Consider the following 23,827-nt stretch of genomic DNA (forward strand, 5'->3'; position numbering starts at 1 on the left):
AAAGCCGGCGCGCGGGCCGGCTTCTTTTTACCGCGACTGCCGGATCAGGACAGTTCGCCTTCGACCAGAACCGTGATGTCGACCACGACGTCGGCGTGCAGGGCGACCTGGACCGGGTACTCGCCGATGGCCTTCAGCTGGCCATTGGGCAGACGCACTTGGGCCTTTTCGACAGCTTCGAACGAAGCCTTCTTCAGACCTTCGGCGATGTCGGCGTTGGTGACCGAACCGAACAGACGACCGTCAACGCCGGCCTTCTGAACGATCTTGAGCTGGTAGCCGTTCAGGCGCTCGCCCAGGGCTTGGGAAGCGGCCAGCTTTTCAGCCTGGACCTTTTCCAGCTCGGCGCGGCGGGCTTCGAATTCCTTCAGGGCGGCGTCGGTTGCGCGACGGGCCTTCTTCTGGGGAATCAGGAAGTTGCGGGCGTAGCCATCACGCACACGCACGACTTCACCCAGGTTGCCCAGGTTGACGACTTTTTCGAGCAGAATAACTTGCATTTCAGTGCCCCGGATTAGTTGTGGTTGTCGGTGTAAGGCAACAGAGCCAGGAAGCGCGCGCGCTTGATGGCGGTGTCCAGCTGGCGCTGGTAGATTGCCTTGGTGCCGGTCAGGCGAGCCGGGATGATCTTGCCGTTTTCTTGCACGAAGTCGCGCAGGGTGTCCAGATCCTTGTAGTCGATCTCTTCGACGCCGGCTGCGGTGAAGCGGCAGAACTTACGACGCTTGAAGAGCGGGTTCTGCTGCGTGAATTTGCGTTTTTCTTTGCGTTTTCCGAAGAAAGCCATGATATGTGCCTTTATGTTTGAGGGGACGGGGTCAATGCCCACTTCCCCATAACCTATCCGAATTCAGAAGGCGCTCTCGCACCCTGTGTCTCATTGCCTTCAGGCCACCTGCGGATCGCGTCCAGCGCTTCCGCTGATCTTGCGCGCCTGCTGCAGATGCAGCTTGATCTTCACCGAGTCCTTGCGGGCGGGAGCCAAAAACCCCTGCACCAGCAATTCAGACCCTAAAGCGGTGTTTCTCAAGAGCAGCGCCAGATCTCCCAGTGCCACGGCGGAAATCGTCAGTTCGACACGGCGCGGGTGGCCGGCTTCGATGACTTCCGACTCGTGCGCCAGCAGCATTTCCAGCGCTGGCAAACCGGCGGGTGTGTGGCGCAAAGGCTCGCATTCGAGAACGCGGGCGCTGAGTTCCAGCTTGTTCATCCTGCCTGGTACCGAGGGGACTTGATGCAATGAGCTCTGCGTGAGCCTGCTTACTCGGCCTGAGCCGGAGCAGCTTCCGCCGAAGCCTTGCGGGCTTCTTCGCGCTCGACCGACTTCATCATGATCGACGGGGTGGTCTGGGCCTTCTTGGTCTTGATGACCAGGTGGCGCAGCACGGCGTCGTTGTAGCGGAACGAGTGTTCCAGCTCATCCAGCGTGGCTTGGCCGCACTCGATGTTCAGGCAGACGTAGTGAGCCTTGACGAGCTTCTGGATCGGGTAGGCCAGTTGACGGCGGCCCCAGTCTTCCAGGCGATGGATCGAGCCGCCTTGGCCCGTGACCAGCGCTTGGTAACGCTCGACCATGGCGGGCACTTGCTCGCTTTGGTCGGGGTGAACAATAAACACTACTTCGTAGTGACGCATGAGTAAAACTCCTTGAGGATGTCTTGCTGGCCAAACGTCTTGCACCCGCGCTTTCCATCATGGGTGGATCAACATCGTTGACGTTTCGCCGCAAGGGGCAGCCCGCTACCCAAAACCATGGGTGGTCGAGCAAGAAAGCTCTCGATTATCACCGATTGGGCGGTCGCTTGCAAGCCGGCGTAGGCTTAAGAAATAAGGGACGCGTTTCGGGCAGGTTCCTGCCCGCCAGTTGCAGGCAGGTCGGCGGCGGTAATCGCCCGAGGCCGGTTGACGGCGCTGACCATGACGTAGCTGATGATCATGAGCAGGAACCAGGATCCCAGCTTGGCGATGGACACGGCCTGCCAGACCTGCGCCTGGTTGGGATAGCGCCACGCATTGGCGAAGGTGCCGATGTTTTCGGCAAACCAGATAAAAAGCGCCACCAGCACGAAACCCAGCAGCAGCGGCATGCTCCGGTAGACCTGCCAGATCCGGAAATACACCCACGTGCGCGCGAACAGGACGGCGGTCATGGCGAACAGCGCCCACCGGAAGTCCATCACGTAATGGTGCGCGAAGAAGTTCACGTAGATCAGCACCGACAACACTGCGGTCGCGGCCAGCGGCGGATGCGCGCGAAAGCGGAAATCGAACAGCCGCCACACGCGGGCCAGGTAGCTGCCCACCGCGGCGTACATGAAGCCCGTGAAAAGCGGCACACCGCCGATGCGCAGCACGCTGGCTTCGGGATAGATCCACGAGCCGGCGGCGGTCTTGAAGATTTCCATGCAGGTGCCGACCACATGAAACATCAGGATCACGCGCGCTTCGCTCCAGGTTTCCATGCGCAGCGCGAGCAGCGCGGCCTGGATACCGAGCGCGGCGAGCGTCAGGAAGTCGTAGCGCGCCAGCGCGGCATCCTTGGGATACCACCAGTGCGTGCCCAGCAGCAGCGCGCACATCAGGCCGCCGAACAGGCACGCCCACGCCTGCTTCACGCCGAAGCGGAAGAACTCGTAAAGCGCCACGCCAAAGCGGCCGCGGCTCGCCAGATTGCTGGCCAGCCGCGCTTCCCATTGCTGCAGATCGGCGATGAGCGGCCAGTCGCTGGCCGCCGGGTGGCGCACGGGCGTTCAGCCTTCGACGACGGCGTAGGCCGAGTGGTTGTGAATGGACTCGAAGTTTTCCGCCTCGACGCGATAGCGCGCGATGCCGGGGTGCGCGTTCAGGCGGGCCGCCACGTCGCGCACCAGGTCCTCGACGAACTTGGGATTGTCGTAGGCGCGTTCAGTGACGAACTTTTCGTCAGGGCGCTTGAGCAGCCCCCACAGTTCGCACGAGCCTTCGTCTTCGATCAGGCGGATCACGCCGTCCATCGAGATGTCTTCATTCAGGATGGCCGACACCGTGACGTGCGAACGCTGGTTGTGCGCGCCGTATTCGGAGATGGCCTTCGAACACGGGCACAGGCTGGTGACCGGCACCTGGACCACGAGCTCGAATTCGACGCGGTCGGCCTGCGCGCGCGCGACCCACTGGACCTCGTAGTCCAGCAGGCTCTGCACGCCGGAGATCGGCGCGGACTTGTTGATGAAGTACGGGAACGATGCCGTGATGTCGCCGCGTTCGGCATGCAGCAGCGGCAGCATGTCGGCCGCCATGGTGCGGAACAGCGCCGGCGTCATGGCCGTGGTGCGGTATTTTTCGAGCAGGGCCACGAAGCGGGACATGTGCGTGCCCTTTTCTTCGGGCGGCAGGGCCACGGTCAGCGTCCAGCTGGCCACCGTGCCTTGCGCCGAGCCGTCGCCGCTCTGGACCAGCATGGGATGACGCACGCCGCGAATGCCAACGCGCTGGATCGGGATATGCCGCGTATCGGTGGCGCTCTGGACGTCGGGCATCACGATGGCGGGGTCGATCGGAGAATTCATTTCGGCTTACCTGTCCGGGCCGGTCCGCCATGGCGCAACGTGCTGGCCCAGTTGTCTTGAGAAGGGGCTAATTATCGCCCAGCCACGCGCAATGAGAAGGGGTAACCCCACGGCGCCATGCGGGCGGGGCCGGAACAGTGTGTTTCATCCTTGCGTCCGAAGACGCATGTCCTCGGCCGCAAGGATCAGCCGGAATCAGGCCGGCCGGATCACTTCAACAGGTCGGCGTAGCGCGTGCGGATCGACTGCTCGATGCCCGCGGCATCCAGGCCGAGCCCCACCAGCAGGGCCGATTGCTCGCCGTGGTCGATGAATTCATCCGGCAGGCCAAGCTGCAGCACCGGAATCAGCACGCCGGCGGCGCTCAGCACCTCGAGTACCGCGCTGCCTGCGCCGCCCATGATGCAGGCGTCTTCCAGGGTGACGAGCGCGTCGTGGCGGCTGGCCAGATCCAGGATCAGGTCGCGGTCGATCGGCTTGGCAAAGCGCATGTCGGCGACGGTGGCATCCAGCTTGCCGGCGGCGCCCAGCGCAGCCTGCACCAGCGTGCCAAAGCCCAGGATGGCGATTTTCTTGCCTTCGCGGCGGACGACGCCCTTGCCCAGTTCAACGGTATCGAGGCTCTGACTTTCAGCCGCGCCGCAGCCCGCGCCGCGCGGGTAACGCACCGATGCCGGACCGGGGTGCTGATAACAGGTCGACAGAAGCAGGCGGGTTTCGTTTTCGTCGGAAGGCGTGGCCACCACCATGTTCGGCACGCAGCGCAGGAAGGCGATGTCGTAATTGCCGGCGTGCGTGGCGCCGTCGGCGCCCACGATGCCGGCGCGGTCCAGCGCAAACGTGACGTCCAGGTTCTGCAGGGCGACGTCATGGATGAACTGATCGTAGCCGCGTTGCATGAAGGTGGAATAGATGGCGACGACCGGCTTCTGGCCTTCGCAGGCCACGCCCGCGGCGAACGTGACGGCATGCTGTTCGGCAATGCCCACGTCGAAATACCGCTGCGGGAAGCGCTGTTCGAATTCGACCAGGCCGCTGCCTTCGCGCATGGCGGGCGTGACGGCCACAAGGCGCGCATCCTGCTGCGCCGTGTCGCACAGCCACGTGCCGAACACCTGCGTGAAGGTGCGCTTGCCCGGCGCCTTCGATTGCTGGATGCCGACCGCCGGATCGAACTTGCCGGGACCGTGATAAAGCACGGGATCGGCTTCGGCCAGCTTGTAGCCCTGGCCCTTGCGCGTGACGACGTGCAGGAACTGCAGGCCTTCGAGGGCTTTCAGGTTCTGCAGCGTGGGAACCAGCGCGTCCAGGTCATGGCCATCGATGGGGCCAACGTAGTTGAAGCCGAACTCTTCGAACAGCGTGGCGGGCGTGACCATGCCCTTGGCGTGTTCCTCGAAGCGGCGCGCCAGCTCAAGCACCGGCGGCACGTGCTGCAGCACCGCCCGCCCCACGTTCTTGGCCGTGGCGTAGAAGCGTCCGGACATCAGGCGCGCCAGATAGCGGTTCAGCGCCCCCACCGGCGGCGAGATCGACATGTCGTTGTCGTTCAGGATCACCAGCAGGTTGATGTCGGGTGTGACGCCCGCGTTGTTCATGGCCTCGAACGCCATGCCCGCGGACATGGCGCCGTCGCCGATCACGGCAATGTGCTGGCGCTGTTCGCCCGCATTGCGCGAGGCCACCGCCATGCCCAGGGCCGCGGAGATCGACGTGGACGAATGCGCGGTGCCGAAGGCGTCGTACTCGGATTCGCTGCGCTTCGGGAAGCCCGAAATGCCACCTTGCTGGCGCAGCTTGGCCATGCCGGCGCGGCGTCCCGTCAGGATCTTGTGCGGATAGGACTGATGACCCACGTCCCACACGATGCGGTCGTGCGGCGTGTCGAACACCTGGTGCAGCGCCAGCGTGAGTTCGACGGTGCCCAGGTTGGACGACAGGTGTCCGCCCGTTTTGGACACCGACTCCAGCACAAAGCCGCGCAGTTCATCGGCAAGCTTTTTCAGTTCGCGGCGATCCAGGCGCTTCAGGTCAGCCGGCGATTGAATACGGTCCAGTAAATCTGTCGTCATGCTTTTATGGGGTTCGTTGGCCCGGCCTACCAAGAAGGCCGGGCTGATCTCGGATCAGCGGTCTCGAAGAACGATGAAGTCGGCAAGCTGGGCCAGACGCGCGCCGGCGTCGCCCAGCGGCGCCAGGGCGGCCAGCGCCGCCACGCGCAGTTCCTCGGCAAAGGCCCGGGCTTCGTCCAGGCCCAGCAGGGACACGTACGTAGGCTTGTTTTCGGCGGCGTCCTTGCCCGGCGTCTTGCCCAGGCTGGCGCTGTCCGCGGTGACGTCAAGAATATCGTCGACCACCTGGAACGCCAGGCCCATGGCCTGCGCGTAGGCGTCCAGCGCCTGGCGCGATGCCGAGCTGGCGCCCGCTACGATGCCGCCCAACGCCACGCTGCACGCCAGCATGGCGCCGGTCTTCATGCCGTGCATCATCTGCAGTTCATCGCGCGACAGCGAGCGGCCGACGCTGAACAGGTCGATCGCCTGCCCGCCCGCCATACCCTGGCTGCCGGCCGAGCGGGCCAGCGACTGGGTGGCCTGGACGATCAACGCCGGGGCGATCGGCATGGACGCGATCAGTTCGAAGGCCAGCGGCTGCAGCGCGTCGCCCGCCAGCATGGCGGTGGCTTCGTCGAACTGCACGTGCGTGGTGGGACGGCCACGGCGCAGCGTGTCGTCGTCCATGCAGGGCAGATCGTCGTGGATCAGCGAGTAGGCGTGGATCAGTTCGACGGCGGCGGCCGCGCGGTCCAGCGAGGCCTCGATGGCAAGCACGCTGCCGCTGACGGGGCAGGCCTGTCCGGCGGCATAGACCAGGGCGGCGCGCACGCGCTTGCCGCCGCCGAGCACGGCGTAGCGCATGGCTTCATGCAAGCGGGCAGGCGCCTGATCCGCCGGGGGCAGCAGGTCGTCGAGCACGTCTTCGACGTGGCGCGCACGGCCTTGCAACCACTCGGAAAATGCGAGTTGAGTTTGCTTCATTGGTGTCTTATTCGTCGTCCAGCGCCGCGGGATCCAGCGGCCGCAGCAGGCCGCCTTCGAGGACCTTGACCTGCTGCTCGGCCTGCGCCAGGCGATCCTGGCACACCCGCGTGAGCGCCACGCCGCGCCGGTAGGCAGCCAGCGATTGCTCGAGCGGCAGCGATCCGTCTTCCATGGCCGCGACCAGTGATTCCAGTTCGGCCAGCGCCGTTTCGAAATCCTGGGGCAAGGGACGATCGTCGTTCTGCGGATCAGCTTGAGTGGGTTTGGCCAAACGGGCCTCCGGGGCACTTGGGGGTGGATTAATCCGTGAATTGTACGAGATAGCCAGGCGCGGCCCGGATGCGTCCCATGCCCTATGCCTGCGTGCCCGCCAGGCCCGCCACCGCCGCCAGGAGCGCCGGGGCGACGTGATCCCGAAGATGCGAAGCCTCCAGCAAGCTGGCCGGCCCGCCGCAGCTCATGACGAAGACGCCTTCGCCCGTGATGGACGTGAACGGCACGGCCACGGCATTGATGCCGGATTGCCATTCGCCGATGGCGCAGCAGCAGCCGGCCTGCGCCAGTTCGGCGCGCGCCCGCGCGATGGCCTCGGGCGCCGGCGCCGCCTGGTCCAGGCGCGCGAGGACGGCGTCGCACTCGTCTTCGGGCAGGCTGGCCAGGTACGCACGCCCCATGGCGCTGTCCAGCGTGGCGCGGTAGCCCACGGGGAGGCGCAGGTACAGCGCGGACGAACCGTGGATCGCTTCGACGTAGGTCATGGCGTCGCCGTCGAAAGCGCCCAGCGCCACCGCGCCGCCGGTCTCGCGCGCCAGATCGGTCATGGACGCCTTGGCCAGTTCGCGCACTTCCAGGCCGGCGAGCAGGCCGAATCCCAGCGCCAGCACGCCGTAGCCGGGCGAATACTTGCCGGTGTCGGGGTGATAGCGCAGGTAACCCAGTTCCGTGAGCGTGTAGGTGATCCGGCTGATGGTGGGCTTGGGCAGGCCGGTCAGGCGCGCCAGATCCAGGTTGCCCAGCGCGGCCACGCCGTGGCGGAAGCACCGCAGCACGTCCAGGCCGCGCGCCAGCGCCGTGATGAAGTCAGGGGAATTGGCGCCCTCGCCCGCGCCGGCGGCCCGCTTGCGGCGTGCGGGCAGGCTCAGTTCAAGCTTCTGGTCCGGCTTGGACGGCGGGAGGGTGATGCGCTTGGCGCCAGAAAACGGTTGCATTTATATACGCTTCGTTTTTATAGTTTATTTCGAACGACAGAATTAAATTCCATATTCCGGAATTTAAAACATCCAAGGAGACCTGGCAAGCGACGCGTGAACGATATTGCGCGTCAGCCAAGCCAGGCCCGGCGATCCACTCTGACCATGCGACTTCAAGGGGAAAACATGATTCGCAACAGCTTCAAACTGCTCGCCACCCTGGTGCTCAGCGCCGCCGCGCTGGGCGCCCAGGCCGATACGTATCCGTCCCGCCCGATCAAGGTGATCTCGCCCTTCCCGGCGGGCGGCGCCACCGACGTGCTGACGCGCGTCCTGGCCGAGCGGATGGCCAAGAACCTGGGCCAGTCCATGATCGTGGAAAACAAGGCCGGCGCAGGCACGTCGATTGGGGCGGCCTATGTCTCGCGCGAAGCGCCGGACGGCTACACCATCCTCATGGCCACCAACTCGACGCTGGTGACCAACCGCTATCTCTACAAGGAACTGCCCTACGACCCGGACAGCTTCGCCAAGATCGGCATGGTGGGCGTCGGCCCGCTGGTTCTGCTGTCCTCGCCCAAGCGGCCGTTCAACAGCACGCAGGACGTGGTGGCGTACGCCAAGCAGAATCCGGGCAAGCTGACGTTCGCGACCTTCGGCCCGGGCACGTCGTCGCATCTGGCCGGCGAACTCTTCAAGGAACGCGCCGGCATCGACATCCTGCATGTGCCCTTCAAGGGCGCCACGCAGGCCCTGCCCGCGCTGATCAGCGGCGACGTGGACCTGTTCTTCGACATGGTGGCGACCGGCATGCCGCAGGCTGACGCCGGCAAGGTCAAGGTCTTTGCGATCACGAGCCCCACGCGCCTGGCGACCGAGCCCAACGTGAGCACGCTGGCCGAGCAAGGCTATCCCGCGTTCGACATGACCGCGTGGTTCAGCTTCGTAGCCCCCAAGGGCACGCCGGCACCCGTTGTCGAGCGCCTGCAGGCCGCGCTGACCGAAACGCTGAAGGACGAAGCGGTGAAAAAGCGCCTGCTGGACATGGGCATCGACCCGCGTTCGGGCACGGCGGCCGAGCTGGACAAGCAGATCAAGACCGAGCAGCCCATCGTGTCGCAGCTCATCAAGCAGGCCAACATCGTCCTGCAATAAGCCTGCCTTCACGCCGGTTTCGTGACAAAACGTTCGCGGAGTGCCGGCCCGCGACCGGTGTGCCCGCGGCCCTGCCGCGAGCATGCCTTTCCCCCCGACAGCGCCCTCACGGCCCTGTCGGTTTTTTACGCGCGGCCTAACCCCTGGATACAGAAATCGGCATCACGTCGCTGCTAAGGTAAGGCGCAGTCGCCGAACCATTCCGGGAGCCCGATGCCTCAGACCGAAGACCGATACGCCCGCCTGGACTCAGCCCGCTGGCTGGCTGCGCTGGCCGTCGTTCTGCTGCACAGCGCCGCACTCATCGTCAGCGATCCCGCCGCCCACGGCCGCGGCGCATGGCTGGCCGCCAATCTGTACGACTCCGCCGCACGCTGGTGCGTGCCCGTCTTCGTGATGGTGAGCGGCGCCCTGCTGCTCGACCCCGACAAGCCCCAGGACGCGCGGCGCTTCTACAGCCGCCGTCTTGCGCGCATCCTGGCCCCGCTGCTGTTCTGGACGCTCTTCTACCTGGCATGGCGCACGGGGCTGGACTGGTGGGACGACGGCCGCATCGATTTTTCGTTTTGGCCGCGCAAGGTCGCGCAGGGCGAGCCCTACTACCACCTCTGGTACCTGTACATGATCGTGGGCTTGTACCTGTTCGCGCCGCTGGTCCGCGTGCTGTATGTGCGCAGCACGCCGAAGGCGCGCGCGCTGTGGGTCGTCGGCATCCTGGGCGTGGCGATTCTTGACGCCCTGTACCGCCGCGCGCTCGGCGCGCCGCATGGCTTTTTCCTGACGTGGTTCCTGCCTTACCTGGGCTACTTCGTCGCGGGCCGTCTGATCTTCGATGGCGAGATGCGCGTTCCGCGCCCGGGCCTGATGCTGGCCGCCACCGTGGCCGCGACCGCGTTGGGCGTGACCGTCATGTCCAACGGCCACGTGCTGGACACCTACTTCTACGACTACTTCAGCCTGACGGTGCCGTTCATGTCGCTGGCTGCGTTCCAATGGATCGTGTCCTCGCCGCGATTGCCAAGGCTAGCAGCGCTGGCCCCGTTGACGTTTGGCGTCTATCTCATCCATCCCGTCTTCCTGGATGTCGCGCGCCGCGTCGGCGCTTTTTCGGGCCAGGACCGCGATGCGTGGGTGGTGCCGCTCCTGACGATGATGGTGTTCGCCTTGTCGGCCGCCAGCAGCTGGTTGCTCAGGCGTCATCCGGCCACCCGCCGGCTCGTCTGAAAGACCTACGGAATAAAGGGTTAATCGCGGTTTGCGCGCGGTCAAACCCACCCCGGGATTCACGCGAATGGCCTGCCCTTTTGCCACGGGCGTCGTACAAGCCCTTGGGGTACAATTCACGGCTTATTTGATCGGCCAGACACCGATTTTTCTTCGCGCCAGTACGGATTCAACCAGGCTCGAATTCACGAACAAGGCCCCCGGCAAACACCGCGAGGGACCTGGACTTGAACAAAAGCGCCTGGCAAGGCTCAAACCGTCCTGGCTTTTTTATCCGAGCGGAGGGAATCATGACCGACATCGGTCGGATGGCACATGTCGTGCCAGCTCGCACCCAGCTACCCGTCAGCGCTTATTTTGACGAAGCCCTCTTTGCCCGCGAGCAAGAACTCATTTTCAAGCAATCCTCGCTGTACGTCGGCCACCAGAAATTGGTGCCCGAAATCGGGGATTGGCGTACGTTGGTCCAGGAAAACGGAGGGCGCTCGCTGGTTCGCAACCAGCATGGCGTCGAACTCATCTCAAATGTCTGCCGTCACCGTCAGGCATTGATGCTTGGTGGCGAAGCCGGCAACGTGGCCGGCAACTGCAACACGCACGGCAACCTGAAGGCAACTGGCGGCAACATCGTCTGCCCGCTGCACCGCTGGACGTACAACAACCAAGGCGAGTTGTTGGGCGCGCCGCAGTTCGAAACCACGCCCTGCATGAATCTGCAGAAGTTCCGCCTGCGCGATTGCCACGGGCTGCTCTTCGAAGGCCCGCGCGACCCGGCTGCCGACATGGCGCCGCTGTTCGGGCGCCCCGAGTTCGACTTCGGCGACTACGTGCTGGACCACGTTGAAGTGCATCAGTGCAACTACAACTGGAAGACCTTCATCGAGGTCTACCTCGAGGACTACCACGTCGGCCCGTTCCATCCCGGACTGGGGCGTTTCGTCACCTGCGACGACCTGACCTGGGAGTTCAACGACTGGTACAGCCTGCAGAAGGTGGGCGTGCACAACGCGCTGGCGCAGCCGGGTTCGGACGTGTACAAGCAGTGGCACGACCGCCTGCTGTCGTTCCGCGAAGGCGACGCCCCCGACTTCGGCGCCGTGTGGGTCACGTACTTCCCGACCCACATGATCGAGCTCTATCCGCACGTGCTGGTGCTGTCCACGCTGTACCCGAAGGGCCCGCAGGAAACGGTCAACGTGGTCGAGTTCTACTACCCCGAAGAAATCGCTGCGTTTGAGCGCGAGTTCGTCGAGGCGCAGCGCGCGGCCTACATGGAAACGGCCATCGAGGACGACGAGATCGCCGAACGCATGGATGCCGGCCGCAAGGCGTTGATGCTGCGCGGCGTGAACGAGACCGGTCCCTACCAGTCGCCCATGGAAGACGGCATGCAGCACTTCCACGAGTGGTACCGCCGCATCATGCAGTCGGTGTAGTCCCCACCGCCTCAGCCCGCATGACAAAGGGCCTTGCGACATCCTTTACGGATCGCAAGGCCCTTTTTTCGTCCAGCGGCGTTGTGCGGTTCAGCGTCCGAGTTTAACGTCCAATAACGCCCGCCACCGTCCGTTCGCCGATCGCCAACCCCACCGTCATGCCGACGCCAGAGTGCATGACCGCCACCGTGGTGGCCGCGTCCACCGGCATCACGGAAAACGGCGCCGGTCCGTGCGCGCCGTAGACGCCTTGCCACCGCTCGACCACGCGCAGCCGCGCACCCAGCGCCTGCGAGGCCAGATCCAGCATGGCGTTGTCGACGGCTTCGTCGTTGAATGGCAACGCGTCCTGCCCGTACTGGTGCGAGTCGCCGATGATCAGTTCGCCGTACGGCGTGGGACTGATCAGCAGGTGGATGCCGTTTTCCAGCAGCATCGGCGTACGCGCCTGGATCACGCCGCGCAGCGTCTGCGCCGTCGGCAGGTCCGAGAACGCGCCGTAATGCACGCAGGACAGGCCGGTGAGCAGCGGCCGGTCCAGCGCGATGGGCGGGCCGTCGAACACCGCACGCAGCATCTGCAGGCGCGTGACCTCCAGGTTCAGCGGCGCGAATTGTTCGGGCAACAGGGTCAGGTAATCGTGGCCGGGACACACGAACACATGCGACGCCTTGAAGTCGCCCGCCGAGGTGCTGACTTCGCCGTTTTCCACGGCGCGCGCCAGGGTTCCCGTGATGAAGTCGATGCCCAGCGAGGACTGCAGATAGTGCGTGATGGCCGGCAGCGCCTCGCGCGAATAGATCTGCAGGTCATCGTGGCCGCGCAGCGCCAGGCAGTGATGGGCCAGCTGGCCGTTGTACAGCGCCCCCACCTCGCGAGCCGATAGCAGGTCGGCACGGTACCCTTCCTGCCGCAGCCGCATGTCCGCGAATTCCCGCAACACGTCGGCCTCGTCGGCATTGCGCGCCAGCACCAGCGCGCCATTGGCACGCACATGAAAACCCGCCTTGTCCGCCAGATCGAGCCACAGCTCGCGGGACTGCTGCGCGTGCGACAGCATCGTGCCGGGCGCCTGGCCCGTCACGATGACCTGACCGAAGTTGCGGATCGTCGCGCCGTGCGCCTGGCGGCTGCGCTCGATGACGGCCACGGACAGGCCGCGCTTGGCGGCCGCCCAGGCATGCGCGATGCCGAGCATGCCCGCGCCCACCACGATTACGTCGTAAGTCTTCATTTTTGAACTACTGCGAGAGGAATGTCGGGGAGACCCCCGCGGGTCTCCCGATGCGCGGCGGCGCGCTGCCGCCGCCATGGGTCAGGAATTACTTCTTCTTCGGCTCGGACTTGCCGTCGTAGCGCTTCGTCCACTCGGCAATGATGCGGTCGCGGTTCGTTGCGGCCCACGTGAAGTCGTTCTTGATCATGCGCGAAGTCAGATCGGCCGGCAGGTTCGGATTGGCGGTCGCGATCGACGGGATCGCCAGCACCGCGAAGTTGGCCTTGTACAGCTCGTTGGCTTCGCGGCTTGCCGAGAAGTCAGCCAGCTTGCGGGCGGCGTCGAGGTTCTTGGTGCCCTTCATGATGGCGGTGGCTTCGACTTCCCAGCCCAGGCCTTCCGACGGGAACACGGCTTCGACCGGCGCGCCGTCGGCCTTCAGCTTGGCGGCGCGGTAGTCGAACGAGATGCCGATCGGGAATTCCCCGGCGGCAGCCATGTTGCACGGCTTGGAACCCGAGTGCGTGTATGAGCCGATGTTCTTGTGCAGCGCGTCCATGTAGGCCCAGCCCTTTTCTTCACCGAAGATCTGCAGCCAGGCGCTGACGTCCAGGAAGCCCGTGCCGGACGAGGCCGGGTTCGGCATGACGATCTTGCCGGCGTACACCGGCTTGGTCAGGTCCTGCCACGACGTGGGCTTGGGCAGCTTCTGCTTTTCGGCTTCGATCGTGTTGAAGCAGATGGCGGCGGCGTAGCCGTCCATGCCGACCCAGGCCGGTTCGGCCTTGGCGTCGCGCATGTTGGCGGCGATCTGGTCCAGGCCCTTCGGGGCGTAGGGCTGCAGCATGCCTTCCTTGTCCATCAGGCCCAGCGCCGTGCCGGCCAGACCCCAGATCACGTCGGCCTTGGGGTTGTTCTTTTCGGCCAACAGCTTGGCGGCGATGATGCCGGTGGAGTCGCGCACCCACTGGATCTTGATGTCGGGATTGGCCTTTTCGAAGGCAGCCTGATAGGCCTTGATCTGGTCGGCTTCCAGCGCCGTGTAGACGGTCAGCGTGGTCTCGGCCGAGGCGGCGCCCATCACGCCCGTCAGGGCGGCGGCCAATGCAAGCAGCTTGTAGCGATTCATGAACAACTCCGTGAGTGAGCGGAAAAGCAGGGTGAACGAGGTCCCCACGGCCGGCGGCTGCCGGCTGCGGATCGTGGTGAGTCAAAGGTCTGTAGGTGGCCCGGGACGCCGGGCGGCAAGCGTCTAGTTCAGGGGCGGTCGCCTCGCGACAGTCGGGCTTCGATGTCGTCGACCACCGCGGGCAGGTCGGCCACCGTGTCGATCAGGTAGTGCGGGCCGGCCGGATTCAGTTCCGCGCGGGCAGCATCGCGTGCCGCGTCGCGGGCGGGTTCGGAAAGGCCCTTGTACTCATCCAGCGTCAGGCCCGCGGCGTTGCCGGACAGCAGCAGCCCCACGGTCCACATGCCCGCGCGGCGGCCCTCTTCGATGCCCGGCGCGGTGTCGTCGACCTTGATGCAGCCGGCCACGTCGGACAGCCCCAGTTCCACTACATTCTTCAAGGCCATGGCGGGCGCGGGACGCGCACGCGTCACTTCATCGCTGGCGACGATGCAGTCGGGCGTCAGGTCCTCGGTGGCGGCACGTTCGACCACGCGGCCCATCACGCTGGCGGGATAGCCGGAGCACGATCCGATCTTCAGTCCGCGCGTGCGCAAGGCGCGCATCACGTCCGCGGTGCCCGGAATGGCGGCCGAGTACTGCGCCACTTTTTCCAGCTGCATCGGCAGAAAACGCTCGTAGATGGCGGTGACGTCGTCGTCGCTCGGCAGGCGGCCGAAGCGGGCCTGGTACTGGCTGGCAATGGCGGGCTGGTCGCACAGCGTGCGGATGTGATCCCACTTGCCCATGCCCATCGGGCCGCGCGCTTCTTTCAGCGACACGTCCATGCCGAACTGCGCAAACGCATCCACGAACACCTTGGTGGGGGCAAAGGAACCGAAGTCGACCAGCGTGCCGGCCCAGTCGAAGATCACCGCTTCTAGGCGGACGGGCAAAGGTTGAGCAGTCATGAAAGTCATCCTGAAAAAATGATCGGTCAGCGGGACGCCGGGCGCCGCCAGGCCTGGGTGCGCGCCACCAGGGCGCGGCTCGCCAGGTGCAGGACCAGCGCGGCGACGGCGGAACTGGCCATGATGACCGTGCACATGGCGGCGGCCGGGCCGATGAAGCCGGCGTCGTCCATGTTCAGCACGGCAACGGCGGCCAGCACCGTGGACGGGCTGTACAGAAACACCACCGCCGACACGGTCGTCATGGCGGACACGAACAGGTAGCGGGCCACGTCCAGCGCCGCGGGCAGGCACATCGGCAGCGTCACGCGCAAAAAGGTCGTCAGGCGCGGCACCTTCAGCGATGCGGAGGCGGCCTCGAACTCCGGGTCCAGCGCATTGAGCGCGGTGGCGGCCGTCAGGTGGGCGCTGGTATAGAAGTGCACCACCGTGCACAGCACGAGCAGCGGCATCGTGCCGTACAGCACGTTCAGCGGGTTCGACACGCTGTTGAAGAAGAAGATGTAGCCCAGACCCAGCACCAGCCCCGGCACCGCCATCGGCATCAGCGCCAGCATGCCGGTCGTGCCGCGCAGGCCGCGCGCCATCGTGCTGCGGGCCGGCACCTTCTCCATCATCCACGCACCGACAAAGACCACCAAAGTTCCGACGAGCGCGGTGCAGAACGCGAGTTGCAGGCTGTTGCGCCAGGCGAGCCAGCCGCCGCCGTCCATGTTGTCGAAGTCGTACGAACGCAGCGACATCGACAGGTTGTACGGCCACATCTTCACGAACGAGGCCCAGACCGCCACGCCGATGATCAGCAGCAGGAAGGCCGCCATCACGCCCGCCAGCGCCAGGAACGCCGCGTCGCGGCGGCCGTTCACGCCGGCCGCGTAAGGCTGCGCGCGGCCGCTCATCTGGGCGCCCTGACGGGCACGCAAGCGGCGGTCCAGCACGAAGGTCAGCAGCGCCGGCAGCAGGAGCAGGATGCCAATCGCCGCCCCCTTCGGAAAATTCTGCTGCCCCACCACCGCCTTATAGGCTTCCATCGCCAGCACGTTGTAATCGCCGCCCACCACCTTGGGCACGCCGAAGTCCGTGACGGTCAGCGTGAACACCACGCAGCAGGCCGAGAACACCGCATAGCGCGTGCCGGGCAGCGTGACCGTCATGAAGGTGCGCCACGGCCCCGCGCCCATGGCGCGTGCGGCGTCATACAGGCGCCCATCTGCCAGCGCCAGGCCGGTCAGCAAAATCATGAGCGCATGCGGAAACGTGTAGAAGGCCTCGCCGACGACGATGCCCCAGAAGCCGTAGATGGTGGCGCCGCCGGTCAGGCCCTTGAGCAGGCCCTGATTGCCAAGCAGGTAGACCAGCGCAATGCCGGGCAGCAGCGACGGCGCCAGCAGCGGCAGCAGCGCGATCGTGCGCAGCAGGCCCTTGCCCGGCAGGCGGGTGCGGGTGAGGCCATAGGCAAAACCGTACGCGCACGGCACCACCAGCAGGGTCGTCACGACGCCCACGGCCAGGCTGCGCCCGACCATGTCCATGAAGCCGTCGGCGCTGATGATGCTGGCGATGACCGACAGGCCCGCCCAGCCGCCGTCAGCGTCCGTGACCGATTTGAGCAGGATCGCCGCCAAGGGCAACGCCAGGAAAAGCAGAAGGCCAAGCGCCAGGCCGCCCTGCCCCAGCGCCAGGCCCAGCGCGCCGACCCACGCGGGCAAGGGGCGGCGTCCCAAGGCGGGCAGCGGCGCGGATGCGGATGTGGGGATCGCGGGCGCAGCGGAAACCGCGGCGGGCTGGCCGATGGCGCGGGAATTGTTCACGGCCGGATCAAGCGTAGGCGCGTATCGCATGGCGCGGCAGCTCCACCCAGCAGCGGCCGGCAGCGTGAGCGCCCAACAGGGCGTCTCCGGTTTCAGGGGACACGATGGAATGGACCGTGGCGCCGGGCACGCCTTCCAGGCGTAGCGCAAGACGATAACTGCGACCCAGGAACACGCCGTCCAGCACGTCCGCGAGCATGGAATTAGGCTCTTCCGGCTTGGTCATGCTGACGCGCACGGCCTCGGGACGCACGAAAAGCCTGCCGGACCCGGCGTCCAGGGCCGCATCCACCGCCAGCTCCTGGCGGCCCACGCGGGCGCGGTGGGTGTCGATGCGTTCGAACGGCAGCCAGTTGGCCTCGCCCACGAAATCGGCGATGAAGGCCGATCCTGGCTGACGATACAGTTCGCGCGGCGTGCCGTACTGTTCGATGACGCCGCCGTTCATCACGGCGATGCGGTCGGCCATCACCATGGCCTCTTCCTGGTCATGCGTCACCATGAGCGTGGTGATGGACAGGCGCTTTTGCAGCGCACGAAGTTCGATGCGCAGGTGTTCACGCACCCGCGCATCCAGCGCGGACATGGGTTCGTCCAGCAACAGCAGGGACGGCGACGGCGCCAACGCGCGCGCCAGCGCCACGCGCTGCTGCTGGCCGCCCGATATCTGGCCGGGGTATTTGTGCGACGCGCCCGCCAGACCCACCAGCGTCAGCATTTCCTCGACGCGGCTGGCGACGTGGCTGCGGTGGGCGCGCTTGCCGCTCAAGCCGTAAGCCACGTTCTGGGCCACGGTCAGGTTCGGAAACAGCGCATACGACTGGAACAGGATCCCGTAGTCGCGCGCCTGCGGCTCGGCATGGGAGATGTCGCGGCCCGACAGCACGATGGTGCCGCTGTCCTGGCGCTCCAGCCCGGCAATCGCGCGCAGCAGCGTCGTCTTGCCGCAACCCGACGGCCCCAGCAGACACACCAGCTCTCCGGCGCGGATATCCAGCGACACATCGGCCAGCGCCGTGTGGGTGCCGAATCGCTTGACGAGATTCTGCACGGAGAGAAAGGCGGTATCGCGTTGGGGCATGAGGCCTCCGGTCTGGGAACGAAGGCAGTATGGAATCGGCGTATTGAGCGTTTATGACACTTCGCGCAAATGCAGTAATAAAAACATCAAATTATTTTGGTGTACTGGCGGTCTTGCGCATTGCGTCCAATCCTCGCCCCCGATCGTGCTCGTCGCCGAACTCAAATCCTTCTATGCCGTGGCCCGCTGCGGAACCGTCACCAAGGCCGCCGCCCAACTGGGCGTGAGCCAGCCCACGGTGACCGGGCAGTTGCGTCAGCTCGAATCGCGCTACGGCATCGAACTGTTCCACCGGCAGGGGCGCGGCATGCGGCTGTCGGACGCCGGGCAGAACCTGATGCCGATGGTCGAGAAGCTGGTGCAGCAGGAGACCGAGATCGACTTCCGGCTGCGCGACGCGAGCGATCTGCGCGAGGGCAACCTGCGCATCGGCGCGACCGGCCCGTACTACATCATGGACACCGTGCGGCGCTACAACCAGCGCTATCCCGGCATCGACCTGACCGTCACGATCGGCAATTCGCAGTCGATGCTCCGGGCGCTGCAGGATTACCGCATCGAGATTGCCACGTCTTCCTTTCTGATGGATGACAAGCATCTGTACCGGCGCAAGATCGCCGCGGACCCGATCCGCGTGGTGGTGCACCGGACACATCCGCTGGCCCGGCGCGGGCAGGTGCGGCTGGCCGATCTGGCGGAGTATGCATTGCTCCTGCGCGAGCCGGGCTCCATGACGCGCCAGCTGACCGAAGAGGCGCTGCAGGCCGCCGGCGTCACCGTGCGCCGCACGCTGGAAATCGGCAGCCGCGAATCGATTCGCCAAGCCATCCTGTGCGAGCTGGGCATCAGCCTGATCCCATCGCGCGAAATCCCGTCCCACCCCGATCTGGCGGCCCTCGACATCGAAGACGCCGGCATCGTGATGAATGAGTACCTGTACTGCCTGCGCGAGCGCCAACCGGTGCAGCTTATCGCGCGCTTTCTGGAGATGGCGCCGGCAGCCGGCTGACCGTTGCGGTCACTGCCCGCCTCTTCCCCTTGCGGCCACTCAGGAGACAACCATGGCCTTGACCCTGCAGGATATCGAACAGCTTTTCCTGGAACGCGGGCACCGTTCCTATCATGGCGAATCCGTCAGCCATCTGCGGCACGCGCTGCAGACGGCGACGCTGGCCGAACAGAACGGCGCCAACGCCCATCTCATCACGGCGTGCCTGCTGCATGACCTGGGCCACCTGATCGCCGACCGGCCCGGCACGCCGACGCTGCGCGGCATCGACGACAAGCATCAGTATTTCGTGCTGCCCTTCCTGCGCGGCTTGTTCAGCGCCGCCGTGCTGGATCCCATCCGCCTGCACGTCGAGGCCAAGCGCTACCTCTGCTATGTCGAACCGCAGTACGAAGCGAGGCTATCCGAGGATTCCCGCCGCAGCCTGGCACTGCAGGGCGGCAGTTTCGACGCCGGCCAGGCGGTGGACTTCGCCAGCATGCCCGGCGCGCCCGACGCGATCCGCCTGCGGCGGTGGGACGACATGGCCAAGGTGCCGGGGCTGGCGACGCCGCCGCTCGATCACTTCCTGGAAATCGCCGAAAGCGTGTCCGGACGCGTCAAGCTGGCCGCGGTCTGGTAACTGCCCGCCCGCGACCATGAAAAAAGCCAGGGTATAGGCCCTGGCTTTTTGTCGTTCATTCGCCCTTGGCCACCGGCCGGGCGGGATCGCTGCACCATTCGCTCCAGGAACCCGGATACAGGCGGGAACCGGACAGGCCGGCGATTTCCATCGACAGCAGGTTGTGGCAGGCGGTGATGCCCGAGCCGCACTGGTGGACGATGGACGCCGGATCGCGCCCCGCCAGAAGCGCCCCGAATTCCGCGCGCAGCGCGTCGGCTGACTTGAAGCGGCCGTCCGGCTGCAGATTTTCGCCGTTCGGGCGGTTCAACGCGCCGGGGATATGGCCGGCCACCGGGTCCATCGGTTCCACTTCGCCGCGATAGCGATTGGCGGCGCGCGCGTCGATCACGGTGAAGGCCGGCTGGGCGATGTTGGCCAGCACCGTCTGGGCGTCCACCGTGCCGGCCAGCGGCGCGCCTGGCTCGACCGGCTTGCCCGGCTGCACGGCGGGCGCCGCGTCGTGGCTGACGGGCAGGCCAGCGGCCGTCCAGGCTTGCCATCCGCCGTCCAGCACGGCGACCTGGTCATGGCCCAGCCACCGCAGCATCCACCACAGGTGCGCCGCATACATGCCGCCGCTGGCGTCGTACGCCACGACCAGCGTGCTGGGGGTCACGCCGTGGGCGGCCATCAGCGCGCCGAACTGGGCGCGGTCCGGCAGCGGATGGCGGCCGTTCTTGCCCGTCTTCGCGGCGGCCAACTCGGTTTCATGATCCAGGTAGCGGGCGCCGGGAATGTGGCCCGCGTCGTAGGCCTGGCGGCCCGCCGCATGGTTGGTCAAATCGTGGCGCACGTCGAACACGCGCACGTCGGGCGTATCCAAACGCGCGGCCAGGTCAGCGGCGGAGATCAGGGTCGTCGTCATGCGAGGGGGCTCCTGTGGAATTCGGCGGATGCTGGGATCAGACGGGCTTGGGATCGCGCATGGTGCGCCACACCGACAGCAGGCCCGCGAAGATGATGAGGCCCATGCCGGCCCAGGCCACGACGTCCAGATGGTCGCCCCAGAAGCCCATGCCGATCAGCGCCGCAAAAATGATGGTGCTGTACTGCAGGGCGGCGGTCAGCAGCGCCGACCCCATGCCGAACGCCCGGGTCATGGCCAACTGGCCAAACAGCCCCGCGACGCCCACACCCAGCAGCGAAAGATAACCGGTCCAGTCCGCATAGCCCCAGCCTTCAAACGCCAGTCCGGCGCCGCTGGACGCGCACACCGCGACCGAGAAGAACAGCACCGTGCGCCATTCGGGTTCGCCGATGCGGCCCAGCTGGCGGATCTGCATCATCGCGATGGCGGACATGGCGCCCGCCCCCATGCCGAGCAAGGCGGCAAGCCACTGGTCTTCGTTGATGCTGGGCCGCAGCACGGCAATCACGCCCATGAACCCCAACGCCACGGCCAGGATCCGCACCGGATCGCGTTGCGCCCCGCCCCACCCCAGCATCCAACAGGCGATGAACAGCGGCGCCGTGTAGTTCAGGCTGGTGGCCGTGGCCAGCGGCAGATGGGAGATGGCAAAAAAGCCCAGCCACATCGACGTGACGCCGGACAGATTGCGCCAGATGTGCAGCTTCCAGCTCGTGGGAATGATCGACTGGCGGCCGGCGCGCGCCCAGATCAGCAGAAGGATCACCGACGGCAGGCCGCGAAAGAGCACGACCTGCGGCAGCGACGCGCCGTGTTCGGTGCCGAGCTTCACGAACGACCCCATGATGGCGAACATGGCGGACGCCACCAACATCCAAAGTGCCTGCATGCGGGTCTACGCTAAGGGAAAAGGGGGGATGGAATAAGGGAAAGCGATACTATACTCTCCGTCACCCGGAGCGGAGCCGGCGAGTCGGGGAACTGGCGAGGCCCCGCGATGTCGAAATCCGGGTATTTGCCGCTCGCAGAGGAATAAAAAAACATGAAACGCATTGTTCTGTTCGTCATCACCAACCTGGCCGTCATGCTCGTGCTGTCGGCCACGCTGCGCATCCTGGGCGTGGACCGTGTCATCACGGCCAACGGGATCAACTTCAACGCGCTCCTGATCTTCTCGGTCGTGGTCGGCTTCACCGGCGCCATCATCTCGCTCCTCATGAGCAAGCCGATGGCCAAGTGGAGCACCGGCGCGCAGGTGCTGGATCCCAACGCGCCCCGCAACCAGCGCGAAGCCTGGCTGGTCGACACGGTCCACCAACTGGCCGACCGCGCCGGCATCGGCCGCCCCGAAGTCGCCATCTACGAAGGCGCCCCCAACGCGTTTGCCACCGGCGCGTTCAAGAACGACTCGCTGGTCGCCGTGTCGACGGGCCTCCTGGAAAGCATGTCCGAAGAGGAAGTCGCAGCCGTGCTGGCGCACGAAGTCGCGCACATCGCCAACGGCGACATGGTCACCCTGACCCTGATCCAGGGCGTGGTGAACACCTTCGTCATCTTCCTGGCGCGCGTGGTCGGCTACTTCATCGACCGCGTCGTGTTCAAGAACGAACGCGGCATCGGCCCGGGCTACTTCGTCACGGTGCTGGTCTGTGAAATCATCTTCGGCGTCCTGGCCTCGATCATCGTGGCCTGGTTCTCGCGCCAGCGCGAGTACCGCGCCGACGCCGGCTCGGCTCACCTGATGGGCGCCCGCGAACCGATGATCCGCGCCCTTGCCCGCCTGGGCGGCCTGGAACCGGGCGAACTGCCCAAGTCGTTCGAAGCGTCCGGCATCACCGGCAAGGGCGGCCTGGCAGCCATGTTCGCCTCGCACCCGCCGATCCCGGCCCGCATCGCCGCGCTGCAGAATGCGCGCGTGATTTGACCGGCCCCGGCCCTTGGCCGCAAAAAAGCCCGCTTCGGCGGGCTTTTTTGCGTACGTATCAAGCACAAGTGCGTGGATGGGAGGCCTCCACCCAGGCCGCGCTCAGCACTCGACGATATTCACCGCCAGACCGCCCCGCGCCGTTTCCTTGTACTTGGTCTTCATGTCGGCGCCGGTTTCGCGCATGGTCTTGATGACCGAGTCCAGCGACACATAATGCTGGCCGTCGCCGCGCAGCGCCATGCGGGCGGCGTTGACAGCCTTGACCGAGGCCATGGCGTTGCGCTCGATACAGGGAATCTGCACCAGTCCGCCGACCGGGTCGCAGGTCAGGCCCAGGTTGTGCTCCATGCCGATCTCGGCCGCATTCTCCACCTGCTCCACCGACCCGCCCAGCGCCGCCGCCAATCCGCCGGCCGCCATGGAACAGGCCACGCCGACCTCACCCTGACAGCCCACTTCCGCGCCCGACAGCGACGCGTTGTACTTGTACAGCAGCCCGATCGCGGCCGCGGTCAGCAGGAAGTCGCGCACGCCATCGCGGTTGGCGCCCGGCACGAAGCGATCGTAATAGTGCAGCACCGCCGGGATGATGCCCGCCGCGCCGTTGGTGGGCGCGGTGACCACCCGCCCGCCCGCGGCGTTCTCTTCGTTGACGGCCATCGCGTACAGGTTCACCCAGTCCATGACGGACAGCGGGTCGGACAGCGTACGCTCGGCGCGCTGCGTGAGATTGCGGTACAGCTCCGGGGCACGGCGGCGCACGCGCAGCGGACCGGGCAGCTCGCCGTCCGCCTCGGGATAGTTGATGCCACAGCCGCGCGCCACGCAGTCCTGCATCACCTGCCAGATCCGGTCCAGCCCGGCGTTGACCTCCGAGGCTTCGCGCCAGGTCAGCTCGTTCTGCATCATGATCTGCGCGACGGTCATGCCGTTTTCCTGGCACATGGCCAAGAGCTCGCGTCCCATGCGAAACGGGTACGGCAACTGGTCGTGCGCGGCGATGACCTGGCTGTTGGACGCGCCCGCCGTGACGACGAAGCCCCCGCCCACCGACAGGTAGCGCGCCTCGCGCAGGCTCTGGCCGTCGGCGTCGAAGGCGTGGAATTTCATGCCATTGGGGTGTTCGGCCATGGCTTCGCGGCGGTAGAACATCAGGTGTTCCTTTTCCACGAAGGGCAGCGGGTACTTGCCCAGCAACGGCAGTTGGCGGCTGGCGCGTACGGAGGCGACCATGCCGGCGATGGCAGCCGGATCGACGGTGTCGGGCGCCTCGCCCATCAGGCCCAGCAGCACGCCCTTGTCGGTGCCGTGGCCCTTGCCGGTGGCGCCCAACGATCCGTACAGTTCGGCCCGCACGCTGGCGACCCGCGGAATCAGGCCGTCACGCTCCAGCCCCTGGGCGAACAGCAGCGCCGCCCGCATCGGACCCACGGTATGGGAACTTGACGGGCCGATACCCACCTTGAACAGATCGAAAACGGAAACGGCCACGCCAAACTCCAAGACATCCACAAATGATCAGGCAATGATACGCGTAGCCCCGGGCGCACGCAGCAAAGCCCCGCCGGGCGTATCCTG

At 65.9% G+C, this 23,827-nt stretch carries 24 protein-coding genes; 6 read left to right on the forward strand and 18 right to left on the reverse strand.

Going from position 1 to position 23,827, the window contains the following annotated elements; translation table 11 throughout:
- Positions 1-44: 44 nt before the first annotated feature.
- From rplI to KW836_RS25585, 10 genes are all read right to left on the reverse strand, one after another.
- Complete coding sequence (rplI, locus tag KW836_RS25540) at positions 45-500, reverse strand: 50S ribosomal protein L9 (protein WP_175124660.1); 456 nt, start codon at positions 498-500, stop codon at positions 45-47.
- Positions 501-514: 14 nt separating this feature from the next.
- Positions 515-787: a 30S ribosomal protein S18 gene (rpsR, locus tag KW836_RS25545; RefSeq protein WP_006218308.1), complete on the reverse strand. Its 273-nt coding sequence runs from the start codon at positions 785-787 to the stop codon at positions 515-517.
- Positions 788-886: 99 nt separating this feature from the next.
- The gene (priB, locus tag KW836_RS25550) at positions 887-1,210 is read right to left on the reverse strand and encodes a primosomal replication protein N (RefSeq protein ID WP_175124661.1); all 324 of its coding nucleotides are present in this window, start codon (positions 1,208-1,210) and stop codon (positions 887-889) included.
- 50 nt (positions 1,211-1,260) lie between these two features.
- Positions 1,261-1,635 carry a 30S ribosomal protein S6 gene (gene rpsF, locus KW836_RS25555; RefSeq protein ID WP_056322467.1) on the reverse strand — a complete coding sequence of 125 codons (375 nt, stop codon included), beginning with the start codon at positions 1,633-1,635 and terminating at the stop codon, positions 1,261-1,263.
- A 185-nt stretch (positions 1,636-1,820) separates the two neighbouring features.
- Positions 1,821-2,744: a DUF817 domain-containing protein gene (locus tag KW836_RS25560; RefSeq protein ID WP_218345109.1), complete on the reverse strand. Its 924-nt coding sequence runs from the start codon at positions 2,742-2,744 to the stop codon at positions 1,821-1,823.
- A gap of 6 nt (positions 2,745-2,750) precedes the next feature.
- Positions 2,751-3,548 carry a GTP cyclohydrolase FolE2 gene (folE2, locus tag KW836_RS25565; RefSeq protein ID WP_218345110.1) on the reverse strand — a complete coding sequence of 266 codons (798 nt, stop codon included), beginning with the start codon at positions 3,546-3,548 and terminating at the stop codon, positions 2,751-2,753.
- Positions 3,549-3,757: 209 nt separating this feature from the next.
- Positions 3,758-5,620: a 1-deoxy-D-xylulose-5-phosphate synthase gene (gene dxs / locus KW836_RS25570; protein WP_218345111.1), complete on the reverse strand. Its 1,863-nt coding sequence runs from the start codon at positions 5,618-5,620 to the stop codon at positions 3,758-3,760.
- A gap of 54 nt (positions 5,621-5,674) precedes the next feature.
- Positions 5,675-6,586, reverse strand: a complete 912-nt coding sequence (locus KW836_RS25575) for a polyprenyl synthetase family protein (RefSeq protein WP_175138796.1) — start codon at positions 6,584-6,586, stop codon at positions 5,675-5,677.
- Positions 6,587-6,593: 7 nt separating this feature from the next.
- Entirely contained in the window at positions 6,594-6,860 is a 267-nt protein-coding gene (locus KW836_RS25580) for an exodeoxyribonuclease VII small subunit (protein WP_056567431.1), read from the reverse strand.
- Positions 6,861-6,942: 82 nt separating this feature from the next.
- On the reverse strand, positions 6,943-7,797 hold the full coding sequence (locus KW836_RS25585) for an IclR family transcriptional regulator (protein WP_218345112.1): 855 nt from the start codon (positions 7,795-7,797) through the stop codon (positions 6,943-6,945).
- Between the two features lie 168 nt (positions 7,798-7,965).
- Between KW836_RS25585 and KW836_RS25590 the strand changes: the two genes are divergently transcribed.
- The 3 genes from KW836_RS25590 to KW836_RS25600 all read left to right on the forward strand — a co-directional run bounded on the left by KW836_RS25590 (position 7,966) and on the right by KW836_RS25600 (position 11,594).
- Positions 7,966-8,934: a tripartite tricarboxylate transporter substrate binding protein gene (locus tag KW836_RS25590; protein ID WP_175124668.1), complete on the forward strand. Its 969-nt coding sequence runs from the start codon at positions 7,966-7,968 to the stop codon at positions 8,932-8,934.
- 213 nt (positions 8,935-9,147) lie between these two features.
- Complete coding sequence (locus KW836_RS25595) at positions 9,148-10,158, forward strand: acyltransferase (RefSeq protein WP_175138797.1); 1,011 nt, start codon at positions 9,148-9,150, stop codon at positions 10,156-10,158.
- A gap of 290 nt (positions 10,159-10,448) precedes the next feature.
- Positions 10,449-11,594 carry an aromatic ring-hydroxylating dioxygenase subunit alpha gene (locus tag KW836_RS25600; RefSeq protein ID WP_175124670.1) on the forward strand — a complete coding sequence of 382 codons (1,146 nt, stop codon included), beginning with the start codon at positions 10,449-10,451 and terminating at the stop codon, positions 11,592-11,594.
- A gap of 103 nt (positions 11,595-11,697) precedes the next feature.
- Here the strand turns inward: KW836_RS25600 and KW836_RS25605 are convergent, their stop codons facing one another.
- From KW836_RS25605 to KW836_RS25625, 5 genes are all read right to left on the reverse strand, one after another.
- Entirely contained in the window at positions 11,698-12,828 is a 1,131-nt protein-coding gene (locus KW836_RS25605; RefSeq protein ID WP_218345113.1) for a TIGR03364 family FAD-dependent oxidoreductase, read from the reverse strand.
- Between the two features lie 88 nt (positions 12,829-12,916).
- On the reverse strand, positions 12,917-13,939 hold the full coding sequence (locus tag KW836_RS25610; protein WP_191576595.1) for a putative 2-aminoethylphosphonate ABC transporter substrate-binding protein: 1,023 nt from the start codon (positions 13,937-13,939) through the stop codon (positions 12,917-12,919).
- A 128-nt stretch (positions 13,940-14,067) separates the two neighbouring features.
- The gene (phnX, locus tag KW836_RS25615; protein WP_370633077.1) at positions 14,068-14,898 is read right to left on the reverse strand and encodes a phosphonoacetaldehyde hydrolase; all 831 of its coding nucleotides are present in this window, start codon (positions 14,896-14,898) and stop codon (positions 14,068-14,070) included.
- Between the two features lie 17 nt (positions 14,899-14,915).
- Positions 14,916-16,730 (reverse strand): putative 2-aminoethylphosphonate ABC transporter permease subunit, encoded by a 1,815-nt coding sequence (locus tag KW836_RS25620; RefSeq protein WP_255596259.1) that lies wholly within the window; start codon positions 16,728-16,730, stop codon positions 14,916-14,918.
- The gene (locus tag KW836_RS25625; RefSeq protein WP_218345115.1) at positions 16,708-17,781 is read right to left on the reverse strand and encodes a putative 2-aminoethylphosphonate ABC transporter ATP-binding protein; all 1,074 of its coding nucleotides are present in this window, start codon (positions 17,779-17,781) and stop codon (positions 16,708-16,710) included. Before KW836_RS25625 ends, KW836_RS25620 begins: the two co-directional genes overlap by 23 nt.
- 145 nt (positions 17,782-17,926) lie before the next feature.
- Here KW836_RS25625 and KW836_RS25630 point away from each other — a divergent pair, with 145 nt between their 5' ends.
- On the forward strand, positions 17,927-18,790 hold the full coding sequence (locus KW836_RS25630; protein ID WP_218345116.1) for a LysR family transcriptional regulator: 864 nt from the start codon (positions 17,927-17,929) through the stop codon (positions 18,788-18,790).
- A 52-nt stretch (positions 18,791-18,842) separates the two neighbouring features.
- Complete coding sequence (locus KW836_RS25635; protein WP_175124676.1) at positions 18,843-19,412, forward strand: phosphonate degradation HD-domain oxygenase; 570 nt, start codon at positions 18,843-18,845, stop codon at positions 19,410-19,412.
- A 55-nt stretch (positions 19,413-19,467) separates the two neighbouring features.
- On the opposite strand, the gene KW836_RS25640 is transcribed toward KW836_RS25635, so the two are convergent.
- Positions 19,468-20,319, reverse strand: a complete 852-nt coding sequence (locus KW836_RS25640; RefSeq protein ID WP_175124677.1) for a sulfurtransferase — start codon at positions 20,317-20,319, stop codon at positions 19,468-19,470.
- 37 nt (positions 20,320-20,356) lie between these two features.
- Positions 20,357-21,211 (reverse strand): DMT family transporter, encoded by an 855-nt coding sequence (locus KW836_RS25645; protein WP_175124678.1) that lies wholly within the window; start codon positions 21,209-21,211, stop codon positions 20,357-20,359.
- 153 nt (positions 21,212-21,364) lie between these two features.
- Here KW836_RS25645 and htpX point away from each other — a divergent pair, with 153 nt between their 5' ends.
- A complete protein-coding gene (htpX, locus tag KW836_RS25650; protein WP_056567464.1) occupies positions 21,365-22,246 on the forward strand; it encodes a protease HtpX in 882 nt (293 codons plus the stop codon).
- 102 nt (positions 22,247-22,348) lie between these two features.
- Here htpX and KW836_RS25655 read toward each other — a convergent pair whose 3' ends face one another.
- Entirely contained in the window at positions 22,349-23,740 is a 1,392-nt protein-coding gene (locus tag KW836_RS25655; protein ID WP_175124679.1) for an L-serine ammonia-lyase, read from the reverse strand.
- Positions 23,741-23,827 lie beyond the last annotated feature (87 nt).

The sequence above is a fragment of the Achromobacter sp. ACM05 genome, assembly GCF_019218915.1.
Lineage (GTDB): Bacteria > Pseudomonadota > Gammaproteobacteria > Burkholderiales > Burkholderiaceae_B > Achromobacter > Achromobacter animicus.

Excerpts from the sequence above, each read along its gene's own strand:
- KW836_RS25585 (WP_218345112.1), bottom strand. The coding sequence starts at position 7,797 with ATGCAACCGTTTTCTGGCGCCAAGCGCATCACCCTCCCGCCGTCCAAG.
- KW836_RS25595 (WP_175138797.1), top strand. The coding sequence starts at position 9,148 with ATGCCTCAGACCGAAGACCGATACGCCCGCCTGGACTCAGCCCGCTGG.
- KW836_RS25620 (WP_255596259.1), bottom strand. The coding sequence starts at position 16,730 with ATGCGATACGCGCCTACGCTTGATCCGGCCGTGAACAATTCCCGCGCC.
- folE2 (WP_218345110.1), bottom strand. The coding sequence starts at position 3,548 with ATGAATTCTCCGATCGACCCCGCCATCGTGATGCCCGACGTCCAGAGC.
- KW836_RS25635 (WP_175124676.1), top strand. The coding sequence starts at position 18,843 with ATGGCCTTGACCCTGCAGGATATCGAACAGCTTTTCCTGGAACGCGGG.
- KW836_RS25605 (WP_218345113.1), bottom strand. The coding sequence starts at position 12,828 with ATGAAGACTTACGACGTAATCGTGGTGGGCGCGGGCATGCTCGGCATC.
- rplI (WP_175124660.1), bottom strand. The coding sequence starts at position 500 with ATGCAAGTTATTCTGCTCGAAAAAGTCGTCAACCTGGGCAACCTGGGT.
- KW836_RS25640 (WP_175124677.1), bottom strand. The coding sequence starts at position 20,319 with ATGACGACGACCCTGATCTCCGCCGCTGACCTGGCCGCGCGTTTGGAT.
- htpX (WP_056567464.1), top strand. The coding sequence starts at position 21,365 with ATGAAACGCATTGTTCTGTTCGTCATCACCAACCTGGCCGTCATGCTC.
- KW836_RS25600 (WP_175124670.1), top strand. The coding sequence starts at position 10,449 with ATGACCGACATCGGTCGGATGGCACATGTCGTGCCAGCTCGCACCCAG.
- KW836_RS25610 (WP_191576595.1), bottom strand. The coding sequence starts at position 13,939 with ATGAATCGCTACAAGCTGCTTGCATTGGCCGCCGCCCTGACGGGCGTG.
- KW836_RS25625 (WP_218345115.1), bottom strand. The coding sequence starts at position 17,781 with ATGCCCCAACGCGATACCGCCTTTCTCTCCGTGCAGAATCTCGTCAAG.
- KW836_RS25575 (WP_175138796.1), bottom strand. The coding sequence starts at position 6,586 with ATGAAGCAAACTCAACTCGCATTTTCCGAGTGGTTGCAAGGCCGTGCG.
- dxs (WP_218345111.1), bottom strand. The coding sequence starts at position 5,620 with ATGACGACAGATTTACTGGACCGTATTCAATCGCCGGCTGACCTGAAG.
- rpsR (WP_006218308.1), bottom strand. The coding sequence starts at position 787 with ATGGCTTTCTTCGGAAAACGCAAAGAAAAACGCAAATTCACGCAGCAG.
- KW836_RS25590 (WP_175124668.1), top strand. The coding sequence starts at position 7,966 with ATGATTCGCAACAGCTTCAAACTGCTCGCCACCCTGGTGCTCAGCGCC.
- phnX (WP_370633077.1), bottom strand. The coding sequence starts at position 14,898 with ATGACTTTCATGACTGCTCAACCTTTGCCCGTCCGCCTAGAAGCGGTG.
- rpsF (WP_056322467.1), bottom strand. The coding sequence starts at position 1,635 with ATGCGTCACTACGAAGTAGTGTTTATTGTTCACCCCGACCAAAGCGAG.
- KW836_RS25645 (WP_175124678.1), bottom strand. The coding sequence starts at position 21,211 with ATGCAGGCACTTTGGATGTTGGTGGCGTCCGCCATGTTCGCCATCATG.
- priB (WP_175124661.1), bottom strand. The coding sequence starts at position 1,210 with ATGAACAAGCTGGAACTCAGCGCCCGCGTTCTCGAATGCGAGCCTTTG.